At 73.2% G+C, this 11,366-nt stretch carries 15 protein-coding genes; 5 read left to right on the top strand and 10 right to left on the bottom strand.

What is annotated here, in order from left to right; all coding sequences use genetic code 11:
• Nucleotides 1-133: 133 nt before the first annotated feature.
• From AX737_RS30950 to AX737_RS30995, 10 genes are all read right to left on the bottom strand, one after another.
• Nucleotides 134-718 (bottom strand): hypothetical protein, encoded by a 585-nt coding sequence (locus AX737_RS30950; RefSeq protein WP_066927972.1) that lies wholly within the window; start codon nucleotides 716-718, stop codon nucleotides 134-136.
• Between the two features lie 8 nt (nucleotides 719-726).
• Complete coding sequence (locus AX737_RS30955) at nucleotides 727-1,215, bottom strand: tetratricopeptide repeat protein (protein WP_066927974.1); 489 nt, start codon at nucleotides 1,213-1,215, stop codon at nucleotides 727-729.
• A 43-nt stretch (nucleotides 1,216-1,258) separates the two neighbouring features.
• Entirely contained in the window at nucleotides 1,259-1,714 is a 456-nt protein-coding gene (locus AX737_RS30960; RefSeq protein WP_066927975.1) for a hypothetical protein, read from the bottom strand.
• Between the two features lie 7 nt (nucleotides 1,715-1,721).
• Nucleotides 1,722-2,696, bottom strand: a complete 975-nt coding sequence (locus tag AX737_RS30965) for a hypothetical protein (protein ID WP_066927977.1) — start codon at nucleotides 2,694-2,696, stop codon at nucleotides 1,722-1,724.
• Between the two features lie 18 nt (nucleotides 2,697-2,714).
• Nucleotides 2,715-3,761, bottom strand: coding sequence for a hypothetical protein (locus AX737_RS30970; RefSeq protein ID WP_066927979.1), 1,047 nt, complete (start codon nucleotides 3,759-3,761; stop codon nucleotides 2,715-2,717).
• A gap of 68 nt (nucleotides 3,762-3,829) precedes the next feature.
• Nucleotides 3,830-4,393, bottom strand: coding sequence for a hypothetical protein (locus AX737_RS30975; RefSeq protein WP_066927982.1), 564 nt, complete (start codon nucleotides 4,391-4,393; stop codon nucleotides 3,830-3,832).
• Between the two features lie 85 nt (nucleotides 4,394-4,478).
• Nucleotides 4,479-4,895 carry a hypothetical protein gene (locus tag AX737_RS30980; RefSeq protein ID WP_066927984.1) on the bottom strand — a complete coding sequence of 139 codons (417 nt, stop codon included), beginning with the start codon at nucleotides 4,893-4,895 and terminating at the stop codon, nucleotides 4,479-4,481.
• Nucleotides 4,896-4,902: 7 nt separating this feature from the next.
• Entirely contained in the window at nucleotides 4,903-5,283 is a 381-nt protein-coding gene (locus tag AX737_RS30985; protein ID WP_066927986.1) for a hypothetical protein, read from the bottom strand.
• Nucleotides 5,284-5,308: 25 nt separating this feature from the next.
• Nucleotides 5,309-7,522, bottom strand: a complete 2,214-nt coding sequence (locus AX737_RS30990; protein WP_066927988.1) for a hypothetical protein — start codon at nucleotides 7,520-7,522, stop codon at nucleotides 5,309-5,311.
• A gap of 100 nt (nucleotides 7,523-7,622) precedes the next feature.
• On the bottom strand, nucleotides 7,623-8,054 hold the full coding sequence (locus AX737_RS30995) for a hypothetical protein (RefSeq protein WP_066927989.1): 432 nt from the start codon (nucleotides 8,052-8,054) through the stop codon (nucleotides 7,623-7,625).
• A 218-nt stretch (nucleotides 8,055-8,272) separates the two neighbouring features.
• Here AX737_RS30995 and AX737_RS31000 point away from each other — a divergent pair, with 218 nt between their 5' ends.
• The 5 genes from AX737_RS31000 to AX737_RS31020 all read left to right on the top strand — a co-directional run.
• A complete protein-coding gene (locus AX737_RS31000; protein WP_066927991.1) occupies nucleotides 8,273-8,833 on the top strand; it encodes a hypothetical protein in 561 nt (186 codons plus the stop codon).
• 50 nt (nucleotides 8,834-8,883) lie between these two features.
• Nucleotides 8,884-9,258: a hypothetical protein gene (locus AX737_RS31005; RefSeq protein WP_066927993.1), complete on the top strand. Its 375-nt coding sequence runs from the start codon at nucleotides 8,884-8,886 to the stop codon at nucleotides 9,256-9,258.
• A gap of 196 nt (nucleotides 9,259-9,454) precedes the next feature.
• Entirely contained in the window at nucleotides 9,455-9,961 is a 507-nt protein-coding gene (gene sctI, locus AX737_RS31010; protein ID WP_066927995.1) for a type III secretion system inner rod subunit SctI, read from the top strand.
• A 16-nt stretch (nucleotides 9,962-9,977) separates the two neighbouring features.
• The gene (gene sctJ / locus AX737_RS31015; protein WP_066927997.1) at nucleotides 9,978-10,802 is read left to right on the top strand and encodes a type III secretion inner membrane ring lipoprotein SctJ; all 825 of its coding nucleotides are present in this window, start codon (nucleotides 9,978-9,980) and stop codon (nucleotides 10,800-10,802) included.
• Nucleotides 10,799-11,366: hypothetical protein (locus tag AX737_RS31020; protein ID WP_156454068.1), on the top strand; the 568-nt coding region annotated here is incomplete at its 3' end. The genes sctJ and AX737_RS31020, both read left to right, overlap by 4 nt.

Here is an 11,366-nt window from a genome sequence, read left to right on the forward strand (position 1 = left end):
TCAGATGTGTATAAGAGACAGCCCCGGAAGCGGGCGCCCTGGGGGGCGACGTAGGTGTTGGCGGCGATCGCGCCGAGATCGCTCGTGCGCGCCAGGGCGTCCAGCAGCGCGCTCAGAGGCAGGGCCACGGGCATCAGGCGCGGCTCCGGCCGGCCTCCGCCGGCTCGACCCGGCTCCGCTGCGCCAGCGCGCCCGCGAGCCGCTCGGCCTCCCGGATCAGCGCCTCCGGGGTCTGCCGGTCCTGCCGGTCCCGGAAGGCGGCCAGATGCTCGGCGGCGGACGCCCGGTCTCCGCGGGCGATCGCGAGGCCCGCCGCGTGGAAATGCGGCACCGCCCAGTTCGGGCGCAGGGCGGCGGCGGCCGCGAAGGCGATCCCGGCCTCGTCATCGGCGCCGCGCAGGTGCAGGCAGACGCCGTGGCCGACCCAGTAATCGGCGCAGCCGCTGTCGAGGGCGCAGAGCGCCCGGAACAGCGGCTCCGCCCGGTCGTGGCGGCCTGCGGCGAACCACGTGTGGGCGCGCCGGTACAGGGCTTCGGCGACGCCCTCGGGCAGGCCGAGCGCCGCCCCGAGCGTCCGTCCCTCCCGGAGCGCCGCGTAGATGCGCGCCCCGTCGAGGCCGAGGGCGGCGGCGGCCTCGGCGAAGAGCGTGCCGAGGAGCGCGCCGTCCTCCGGATCGAGGCCGAACGGCTCCCGGCCGGTCGAAGCTAGGACCGCCACGGCGGGGCTCAGCCGGCCGGGGCCAGGGCGGGCGCGCGGGCCGGATCGGGCAGCGCCTCGAGCAGCCGGCCCGCTTCCTCGACGACCGCGGCATTCCGGGCGGCGCGGCCGAGCGCGACCGCGTCCCGCAGGTCCTCCGAGGCCTCCGCGAGGGCACCGAGCCCGATGCAGGCCCGGCCGGATACGAGATAGCCGCGGGGATCCTGGGGGGCGAGCGCGATGACCGCCGAGGCCGCCTGCAGGGCGAGGTGGAACTCCTCGGCGGCCAGCGCGCAATTCGCCAGGCCGGTCTGGAAGACGGGATTCGTCGGCTCGCACAGGATGAGGCCGGCATAGACGCGCAGGGCATCCGCCGTCGCGCCCCGCTGGAGCAGGTTGCGGGCGACCTCCAGGCCGATCGAGAGGTCCTCGGATTTCAGGCCGAGCGCGTCGCGGATCTGCCCGTCCAGCAGGGCTGCGGCCTCGCTTCCGGGGGCCGGTTGGCTGTGTGCGTCCATCGTCTGTCCTCGCCCCCGGGGAGGCGCTCCCGTCGCCACGTCGTCACAGTCGGAAGATCAGGCTGCCGGCATCCTCCGGAAGCCCGTTGCGGATATCCGGCCCGGCCGCTTCCGCGAGCGTCGGCCCGTGGATCTCGGCCAGGTGGAGCACGTCCTCGATCAGCGCGCGCAGGAGGGGCACGTCGGCCGCGCGGCACGGGCCGGCGGCCTCAGCCCGCACGATGCCGTCCTCGGCGAGCGTCAGGGCCGCCCGGTTGCCGAGCACCAGCCCCAGGCTCTCCCGCAGCATCTGGCGCAGCTGCGCCTCGCGCCGGTGGGGCACGGGCGCGAGCGCACCGACCTCCGCCGCGACCACGACCTGCGTGCCGTCCGGGTTCGGCCGGAGCCGGACCGTCCGCCCGTCGATGCGCAGGCTCGCCGCCTCGGCCGGAGCCGGCGCGGCGAGGCCCAGGCTCGCCCAGAGGGCCGCCGCCACGCCGGCGAAGCTCTCGCGCGCCATGCTCCGCTCAAACCCGCGTGAGGGCGCGCATCTGGTCGGCCTTGGCCTCCTGCAGGTCCTTCAGGAACTGGATGATCGACTTGACCATCTGGTCCAGCGCCTCCTGCGACTCCTTGCGCAGATCGCCCTGGGCCTGCTTCTCCTGCGCGCTGGCGGCCGCTTCCTGGCCCTCGGCGTCCTTCACCTTGCTGGCGGCCTCGGTGCTGGCCTCGTTGTAGCGCGTCATGCCCTGGCCGAGCTGGCCGGCGGTCTGCGAGGTCATGTCGCCGAGCTTGGCGAGGTTCTGCGCACCCTTGCCGACCGTCTGCGAGGCGTCGAGGGCCGTCTGGACCTCGCCGATCTTCATGCCCGAGAACTTGCCGGGCGCACCGGCCGCGGCGCCCGCGCCGCCGGGCACCTGCGGGCCGGCGGCGGTGGCCAGACCCTTGACCTCCTTGAAGGCCGACGCCTGCTTGCCGGCAGCCGAGATCCCGCCCCCGAGGGAGGCCAGGCCGCCCGCGACCTGCAGGGCCGAGCTGACCACCGTCATGATGAGGGACGTGAGGGCGCCGGACGTCAGGGTGGCGGCGGCCTCCCGCATCTTGCCGGCCTGGGCGAGGAGCTCGGTCTTGGCCTGGTCCCGGGCCGCCATCCGGTCGTCGAGCGCGCTCTTGCGCTGCTGGCCGGCCTGCTCGACCATCAGGCGCGCCAGGAGATCGAGCGCGCTGCCGGAATTCGCCAGCGAGGCGAGCATCTGCTGGGCGGCCGCGGCGCTGGCTTGGCTCGCGCCGGGATCCTCCGGCACGGCACCGCGCGGCGTCGAGGCGCCGCTGCTGGCGATCTGCGTGAGCAGCGCGGTGGGGACCGGCGGCAGCGCGCCGGTCGCGGCCGAGGCCGCGCCGGCCTTCGCCGCCGCGGCGGGCGCCGCCTTGCCGGCTCCGTCCGTCGGGTAGGTGGTCTGGAACGGGATGGTCCCGGAGGTTCCGCTGATACCGCTCGACATGGTGTCCTCCCCTCCCGCTCAGGCCCGCAGGCCGACCCGGGCCAGCGTCTGGCCCCGGTCCTGCATCGCCTCGGTGATCGCGTCGAGCATGCCGTCGAAGCGCTCGGCGGCGCCCTTCAGGCGCGCCATGGCCTGGTCGATCGCGTCGTCGAGCGACTGGATCAGCGCCGCCATCGCCTTGCCCTCGGACTGCGTCTTCATCCCCTCGGCCTTCGTCTTGGTGGCGTCGTACTTGAGGCCGCCGACCACGCCGTCGCCGACGCCCGTCATGATGCTGGCCACCGCGCCGGCGATCGAGAGGGCCGACTGGATCGCGGTCGCCGCGCCCTTGATCGCGCCGATGCCGCCCGCGAGGGAGAGGATGGCGGCGACCGAGGAGACCACGATGCGGGAGATCATCTCCGCCTCGGTGGCCTTGCCCATGATCTTCTCCTCGGACCAGTCCGGGTGCCGCGCCTTGAGATCGGCCTTGACGATCTGGCCCATGATCCCGAGCCCGTCCTTGCTCGTCGCCGCGACGACGGCGTCGACGGCCAGGCCGAACATCAGCACGCCCGCCGCCATCAGCGCCGCGCCCGCCAGGACGCCCACGCCCGTCGCGGCCATGAGCGCGCCGGCCGCGAAGGAGACGATCGCCCCGAGGAACTGGAAACCGATCTTGATCTTGTCCCAGATGGACAGGTTCTTCATCTTGTTCTCGGCCTGCTCGATCTTTTTCTGCGCCTCTTCGAGCTTGGCCTTCTTCTCGTCGATCTTGAGTTTCTTCGCGTTGGTATCGGTCTCGATCTTGTTCTTCTCGGTGGCGCTGATCGTATCCTTCATCTTCGTGGTGACCTCGAGCAGCAGCACGTCGAGCTGCGCGCCGGTGACCTTCGGCGTCATCGCGAAGAGGCTCGCGTTCATGGCGCTCATCGTGCTCTGACGCTGCGCCGCCGGCAGCCCGCCCGGGGAGCCGAGGCTGCCGCTGCCCGCCGCCTTCTCGACCGCGGCGCCCGGCTTGACGTCCGTGGGGGCGAGGTATCCCGCCACGCTCTGCCCGATGGATCCGCTCACGCCGCTGGTCATGTCCGTCTCTCCGTCTTCAGCTACGAGGATCGCCCGGTAGCGGGCGCGATGTCGGGGGCGGGGCCCGTTCAGGCCGCGGCGCGCGCGGCGATGGCCGAGAGGAGCGAGTCGGCGTGGGCCTCGACCTGCCCCTGCTCCGGCGTGCCGGCCGCCTGGACCTTGGCGGCCTCCAGGTAGGCCTGCGCCTGGTCCGCCTCGCCGTTGCCGAGGAAGCACTCGCCGAGCCGGAGGTAGCCCTGCGGGTTGGTCGCATCGAGGGCGAGGAATACGAGGTAGAGCCGGCCCGCGGCCCGGTACGCCTCCTGGGTCTGGTAGGTGGCGGCCAGCGCGTAGACCGCCCGCGCGTCGCCGGGCTCCAGCTGGTAGAGCATCGTCAGGGTGTTCTGCGCGCCCGCGACGTCGCCCTGCTGGAGCTGGCGGATCCCCTGGACGAGGAGAGCGTCGCGCTCCGCCTCGGTGATGCCCAGGATGTCGGCGTGCGACAGGCCCTCGCCCATCGCCTCCAGGCGCGCCCGGATCTGCGGCGGCATCCGCTCGGCGTCGAGGAGCGCGCCGAGGGCGGCGCTGCTGCCCGCGTGGATCTCCTTCAGCGCGGCCTCGGATTTCGGCAATCCGTCGAGGATCGAGGGCATCTGTGCGCTCCGTCTGCGTCGATACGGACCGGGATACCCGCTCCCGCGCCCGCCCCTGTGCCGAAGGTGACAGGGGCGGCGATTTTCAGCGCGGCTCGCCGTGGCGCAGATAGACCTCCACGGCGTCCCGCGCGCCCGCGGCGTCGCCGAGCGCGTAGAGGCAGCGCGCCTTGAGGTAGCGGCGCATGCGCTGGCGCTCGTCGAGCCGGTAGCTGCCGAACCGCTCGATCGGGGCGAGGCGGTCGAGTTCCTCCAGCACCGCCAGCGCCGCCGCGAAATCCTCCACGAAGAAGCGCAGCACGGCCCGGGCGAGCAGGATCTCGGCCGAGTCGTCCCCGACGAGATGGAGCGCCTCGGCGAGCACGCCGGCCCGGTCGATCTGGCCCTGCTGGGCGAGCACGAAGACGGTGAGCAGCAGAAAGTCGCGCTGGCGCGCGTCGGGACGCGGCGCCTCTGAGGCCAGCGGCAGGCCGGCGCCGGGCCGGGACGGCAGGGTGCCCATGCGGGGTTCAGGCCTTCAGGAGGGCGGCGAGGGCCGCGCGCACCTCGTCGTCGAGCTCGGCGTCCTCGCCGAGGATCAGGGCGGCCTCCTCGAGGATGCGCCGCCGCTGCCCGAGCGCGCGCCGCGCCGCCTCGGCCATGAGGGCGCCCGCGGCGCGCCGGGTGGCCGACAGGGTCGCGGGTTCGAGCAGCGCCGCGTCGAGGTTGCGCGGCTCGAGGAGTTGCGGCAGCCGCTCGTCGAGCGAGGGCCGGCGCAGCACCGCGTCGAGATGGCCGGGCTTGGGCAGGAAGGTCGGCGAGAGCGCGCCCTCCCGCGGCAGGTGCGCGCCCTCGCCGGGCTCCGCCCGGGTGAAGGATTCGACCCCGATCTCGAAGCTGCGGATCTTCACCGGCCCGCCTCCGCCCTGCCCCGCCTCACGACGTACCCGCGATCTTCTGCACGATCTCGTTCATCTTCGACAGGGCGTTGTTGGCCAAGTCGAAGTTGCGGTCCTTCGCCTTGGTGTCGGAATTGACCTTGTTCATCAGGATCTGGCTCTCCTGGTTGAGCAGGGTCACCCGCTCGGAGAGCTGGTTGGCGTAGGTCGACCACTGGCTCGAGCTCTTTCCGTTGACGTTGTCGGCGCCGCGCACGATGTTGTGTAGCACCTCCACCGGATGTCCCCAGCCGTTCTGGAAGACCGCCACCGCGGCCTTCTGGATCTTCTGTCGCGTCGCATCGCCGTCGTATTTGAGATCCGTCGCATCGTTGTTCGTCTTGCCGTCCTTCTCGGGCGCGATCGACTTGATCGTTTCGCTGACGAGAGACTGGACGATGTTGTACATCTTCAGCACCTCGTTGACCTGGTTGATCTCCTCGGTCTGGATGCGGATGTTGGCCTCGCCGGCCTGGTTGGCGTAGAGCTGGAACAGGTAGATCAGGTTCGGCACGTCCAGGTTCTGCGTCGTGCCCTCGATCTTGCCGGTTCCGGCGAGGCTCTGCCGGGACTGGGCGATCTGCAGCAGGCGCGCCTCCTGCTCCATGAAGACCGTGTAGGAGCGCCTGATCGAGCCGTTGTCCTCCGTGTCGAGGACGACCCGGACGCCGGTGTTGTTGCGGTCGATGCGGCCGTCCGTTTCCGCGATCTTGGCGAAGCAGTTCGCCCGCTCGAAACGGTCGGTGATCAGCTTGATCTGGTCCGTGATCTCGCCCTTGGAGAAGATCGCCCCGGAGGCGATCTTCTGGTTGAGGAGGCCGAGTTCGTCCGTGAAGATCTTGCGGTTGGCCGCGCTCATGAAGTCGTTGCCCTTGAACACCTGGGGCGTTCCACCCGGCACCATGGCGTTGATGTTCGTGATCGCCGCGTTGACGAGATCCGTGACCTCCGTCTTGCTGACCGTGAGGTTGAGCTTGATCCGCAGGCCGGTCGTGGCGTTCGCGAAGATGTCGAGGCCGGCCAGGGTGGTCTGGTCGGCGAGCGGCATCCGGGCGATATCGGCCTTCTGCAGCGTATCGACCGTGTAGAGCTTCGTACCGCCCGCCGCCACGAAGGCGGTGACCGTCTCGCTCGCGGACGTGCCGATCGTGACGGCCTTGCCCCCGTTCTGGCTCGGCTGCAGGTTCTTGCGCACGTACTCGATCTGGATCGCCGTGTGCCAAGCCCCGAATTCCTTCGGGGTCAGCTGGTCGGGGAGCTTGGTGAAGTTGCTCGGCTTGTCGTCCAGGGTCTTGCCCGGCGTCCCGTTCAGGGTCGGGAAGAGGAGTTCGGCATTGTCCGCGTTCGGGGCGCCGCTGAGATCCTTGTCGCTGCCGTAGATGTTCGGCGTGGGGTTTGCCAGCATCAGCATGGCGCCTGTCATGCCGCCGCCGAAGCGAGTGATCGTCGCGATGGCGCCCGGGGTCTGGAGCGCAACCTTCGGGGGCTCGCCCGTGCCGTTGGCCAGGACGTAGGCGACCTGCACCGCCTCGGGCCAGGCGCGGAAGGTGTCGGCGGCGAGCGCCGCCGGCCCCGTGCCGAAGGCGTCGGGCAGCTTCGTGAGGCCGACGGTCTGCGCCTTCGCGTCGAGCGTCGCGACCCGCCGCGTGGTGTCGGCCGGGCCGACCAGGACCGCGGGCGGATCGCCGATGCCGCGGGTCAGGACGTAGTGCCGCTTGGCCGCCGCCGGCCAGTTGCCGAAGCCGTCGGCGGTCAGGGCGGCCGCGGGCTTCTCGATGTCGGCGGGCGCCGTGTCCGTCGCGACCCCCGTCCCGGCCGCGTCCGGCGAGGCGAGGATCCGCGCGCCGTCCGGCGGGCCGATCAGGACGACCGGCGGGGCGCCGACGCCGCGGGCCTCGACGTAGTCGAGCTTCACCGCCGCCGGCCAGTCGCCGAAGGTCGCGGCGGCGAGGTCGGTGGGCGCCGTGTCGGTCGGCGTCAGCGTAACGGCGTTGCCCGCCGCGGCCAGCACGGCCACGGCCTGCCGGCCCTGGTCGGGGCCGATCAGGACCGCCCGGGGCGTGCCGCTGCCGTTGGCCTGCACGTAGTCGGCCTGGGCCTGGGCCGTCCAGCGGGCGAAGACGTCGGTCGCCAGGCTGCTCGGGGCGGGGCCGGCCTGCAGGGCCGCGTAGGCTGACACGTTGAAGCCGGTGAGGCCCGGGCTGCTGACCATGGAAGCGACTCGCTCGGTTGCGGGGCCGGAGGCCGGTGGAGCGCCCTCCGCCGACAGGCGCGGCGGTTCGGCATCGAGGGGTGCGCCGGGGTGAGGCGGCTCAGAGGCGAAGGATCATGCGCCGGGCGCGCGGCGCGGCTACGTCGCCCTCCCCGCCGGGATGCGGATCGGCCCGCATCCCGGCGGATTGCCCGGCGGATTGCCCGGCGAGCCGCTCGGCGCGGCCGAGGAGTTCGGCAAGCCCGGCGAAGAGCGCGTCCGGATCGTCGGCCCGCGCCGGGAGGTCGGCGAGGCACGCCCGGAAGGCCGGGTCCCGGGCGAGGCGCGGATCGCGGACCAGCCGTGCCAGGCCGTCGCGCAGGCCGCCGAGCGCGCGCGCCCGATCGAGGCCCGCGGCATCCGCATCCGCCGGAGGGTGCCGGGCGAGCCAGGCCTCGATCTCGGCCGAGACGGTGCCGGCATCGCCCGGGTCGCCCGCATCGGCCATCGCGGCCCACCGCACCGTGACCGGGCGCCTGCCGGGATAGGTCATCCTCGAACCGTCATGTGCTGCAGCCGCTTGGCGCCGGGCCGTGATCCGGCACGGCGCCGATCCTAGGTGACGACCGCTCCGGGCGTGTCACATTCGATACAGGCCGCGCCGCTGCGCGCGCCTAAGACGGGAGCCGGACCTGCGCGGAGCGCGCCGGCCCACCGATCGTTGCCGTGCCGGCCGGGCGTCCCCCTCCGGAGCGCGAGGGAGGCGAACGCGTGCGCGACGTGCTGACGCTGCCCGAGAGCGGGCTCGGCCGGGCGGCGGAGACCGGTGCGGCGGCCGCCCGGCACGAGACCGTCGCCCTCATCCTGGGGGCCGCCCAGGACGCCGCCGCGGCGGAGGCCGTCGCGGGCGCGGTCGAGCGGCTGCTCGCCCAGCACGGCACGCCCGCGGCCGGCCCGCCCGGGGAAGGGGTGCCCTACGCCCGGGCGGCGCAGGCCGTGGCCGAGGGCCGCCTCTCCGAGGCCCTGACCCTGCTCGCGCCGCTCGCCGCCGAGCCCGACAGCCGCGCCGAAGCGGTGCTCGGCCTGGCGGTCTGCGCGGCGCGCCTGGGCTGTTGCGACGAGGCGCTGATCCTCGCCCGCGAGAGCCGCAGGCTGGCACCGAACCACCCGCGGGCCAGCTGCGTCGCGGGCCTGTGCGAACTGGAACTGGGCAACCGCCGCGCCGCGCAGGGCCATCTCGCCACCGCCGCGCGGCTGGCGCGGCGCGACCCCGCCTTCGGGGAGGACCTGCGCCTGGCGCAGCGCGCGCTCCTCCTCATGCACCTAGCCTGACACCTGGCCTGACACCTGGCCTGACCTTTGGCCCGAGCGGAGACCGCGCCATGTCCGAACCCGCCGCGCTCCTCGAAGCCGACGACGTCCGCCTCCTCGTCGAGATCGGCTTCTCGGCCCTGTCGCGCGGGCTGCTCGCGCCGGCCGAGACGATCTTCGCGGGCGTCGAGGCCGCGCGGCCGGGGTCGGAGGCGGCCGGCATCGGACGCGCCCTCGCCCGCCTGCACGGGGGCGCGGTGGACGAGGCCGTCGGCATCCTGCGCGCCCTGCCGCCCTCCGATGCGGCGCGGGCGTTCCTCGGCCTTGCGGTCTCGCGCACCGGGGACCGCGCCGAGGCCCGCGCGATCCTCGCCGAGGTCGCGCAGAGCGCCCCCGGCACGCCTCCCGCCGCGATGGCGCAGGATCTCCTGGCAGCGCTGGCGTGAGCCGCCGGTTCGGCCGGGCCGCAACAGGACGGGCGCGGCGGCGTCCCGGAGCAATCCCGGGAAAGACTGAAAGTCCCGTTCGGCACATCGCTGATCCACCGAGCGGGGTCGAGAAGCTGCGATCTGCGCAGTTCAACACTTTCTTGGTACTGTCCTGCGATGGTACCACTCGGTGGCGGTCGGAGATTGAGATCAGATGCCCGCGTTGAGCTTGCCCAATCTCGGCGTCGGATCGGGCAGCGCCGCGCTCGGCGAGGGGTTGCGCGAGGCGGGCGGCGTGCAGCGCGCCGCCTTCCAGGACGCGATGACCCGGAAATCTGCCGACCGGCCGACCCTCGACGCGCCCGCGGCTACCGCGCCCGCGACGGCCGCCCAGCCGGTCGCACCGGTTCAGACAGTTCAACCGGTGGGCTTCGAGAATGCCCCGGGTGCGCGCGACCGGGTCCGGCGCAGCCTGGAACTCGACGGCGCGGCCCGCCCCACGGACGGCGACACCATCCTGGGCGGCCTGCAGAAGCTGCGCGGCGCCTTCGACGCCCGGCACGCCCGCGTCGGCGAGATCATGGCCTCCAAGACCGTCGACACCAACGCGCTGCTCGCCATGCAGATGGAGGTCGCGCAGTACACCCTGCTGGTCGACGTCTCGTCGAAGCTCACCGGCAAGAGCACGCAGTCCCTCGACACCCTGATGAAGGGTCAGTGAGCGTCCCGGCCGCACCATGCCCGTTCGACGGATCCTCGCCCGCCGGAGCCTGCGCGGTCTCGCCCTCGGCCTCGGGCTGCTGCTCGCCGGCTGCCAAGCCGAGCTCTACTCGAACCTGAGCGAGATCGAGGCCAACCAGATGCTGGCCGTGCTGATGTCGAACGGCATCCCGGCCCAGAAGGTCGCCAAGGGCAAGGACGGGTTCACGGTGAGCGTGGACGAGCGCGACATGCTGCGCTCGATCGCTCTGCTCAGCGACCGCGGCTTCCCGAAAAGTACCCGCGAATCGATCGGCAAAGTGTTCCAGAAGTCGGGCATCATGTCCTCGCCCTTCGAAGAGCGCGTGCGCTACATCTACGCGCTCGGCGAGGAGGTGGCGCAGACCCTGAGCCAGGTGGACGGCGTCGTGACCGCCCGCGTCCACATCGTCCTGCCGGACACGCCCCAGCTGGGCCAGGCGGTGAAGCCCTCCTCGGCCGCGGTCTTCATCAAGTACCAGCCCGGCGTCGATCTCGACTTCTTCGTCCCACAGATCCGCCGCCTCGTCAGCAGCTCGATCGAGGGGCTCGACTACGCCGCCGTCACCGTCGTGCTCTCCGAGGCCGCGCCGACCAAGTCCGCCATCACGGTGCCGCAGAGCGCGACCGTCGAGGTGCTGCCGGGCCTCAGCGTGCGCGACACCGACACCGCCCGCTTCTGGCAGATCTTCTACGGCGGCCTCGGGCTGATCGGCCTGCTCCTGGCCGGCCTTGCCGCGGGCGCCGTATTCTGGCTGCGCAAGCGCGCCGGGCCGCGCCGCGGGTCGGAGGCCCTGCCGGTGCCGCTGGTCGAGCCGTCGTGATCCCAGCCGCCGCGCTCGACGCCACCCCCATTGGCGATCCCGCGGCCGATCCCGCGGCCGAGGTTCGGGCGCTCGGCCTCGCGGCGCAGATCGCGGCGCGGCTGGTGCGGCCGATCGGCCATTTCGCGCCCGGTGCCTGCCCGCTGCCGCCGCTGGAGCCGGACGCGCTCACGGCCCTCGCCGCCCATCCGGCCTTCGGGGTTCCGGTCCAGCGGGCGGCTTCGCGCGCTCTGGCGCCGGAAGCCGCGGGGATCGACGCGGGCCTGATCCGGCGCCTGCGCGAGGCCGCGGCGACCCGGCTCGTCGCGCTCCTCGTGGTGCAGCCGTTGCCCGTTCTGCACGAGGCCGCGCGGCTGCTGGCCGGCGCCATCCTGCACCGGCGCATCCTCGCCCTGGTGCTGAAGGCCGACCGCGAGCGCCTGCAGGCCGCGCTCGGCCCCGCCGCCTTCCGGGTCGCCACCCAGGAGGCCGCGCTGCTGCACGCGGGCCTCGCCGAGGCAGCCGAGCCCGCCGCGCAGGCGGCCTGCCTCGCGGCGGGAAGCCCGGACGCGACGCGGGGCAGGC

It is taken from the genome of Methylobacterium sp. CCH5-D2 (assembly GCF_001556475.1).
GTDB lineage: Bacteria > Pseudomonadota > Alphaproteobacteria > Rhizobiales > Beijerinckiaceae > Methylobacterium > Methylobacterium hispanicum.

Bases quoted from the DNA above. Each gene is read 5' to 3' on its own strand.
- AX737_RS30980 (WP_066927984.1), bottom strand. From the start codon at position 4,895: ATGGGCACCCTGCCGTCCCGGCCCGGCGCCGGCCTGCCGCTGGCCTCA.
- AX737_RS30955 (WP_066927974.1), bottom strand. From the start codon at position 1,215: ATGGACGCACACAGCCAACCGGCCCCCGGAAGCGAGGCCGCAGCCCTG.
- AX737_RS30990 (WP_066927988.1), bottom strand. From the start codon at position 7,522: ATGGTCAGCAGCCCGGGCCTCACCGGCTTCAACGTGTCAGCCTACGCG.
- sctJ (WP_066927997.1), top strand. From the start codon at position 9,978: ATGCCCGTTCGACGGATCCTCGCCCGCCGGAGCCTGCGCGGTCTCGCC.
- AX737_RS30965 (WP_066927977.1), bottom strand. From the start codon at position 2,696: ATGTCGAGCGGTATCAGCGGAACCTCCGGGACCATCCCGTTCCAGACC.
- AX737_RS30995 (WP_066927989.1), bottom strand. From the start codon at position 8,054: ATGACCTATCCCGGCAGGCGCCCGGTCACGGTGCGGTGGGCCGCGATG.
- AX737_RS31005 (WP_066927993.1), top strand. From the start codon at position 8,884: ATGTCCGAACCCGCCGCGCTCCTCGAAGCCGACGACGTCCGCCTCCTC.
- sctI (WP_066927995.1), top strand. From the start codon at position 9,455: ATGCCCGCGTTGAGCTTGCCCAATCTCGGCGTCGGATCGGGCAGCGCC.
- AX737_RS30970 (WP_066927979.1), bottom strand. From the start codon at position 3,761: ATGACCAGCGGCGTGAGCGGATCCATCGGGCAGAGCGTGGCGGGATAC.
- AX737_RS30975 (WP_066927982.1), bottom strand. From the start codon at position 4,393: ATGCCCTCGATCCTCGACGGATTGCCGAAATCCGAGGCCGCGCTGAAG.
- AX737_RS30960 (WP_066927975.1), bottom strand. From the start codon at position 1,714: ATGGCGCGCGAGAGCTTCGCCGGCGTGGCGGCGGCCCTCTGGGCGAGC.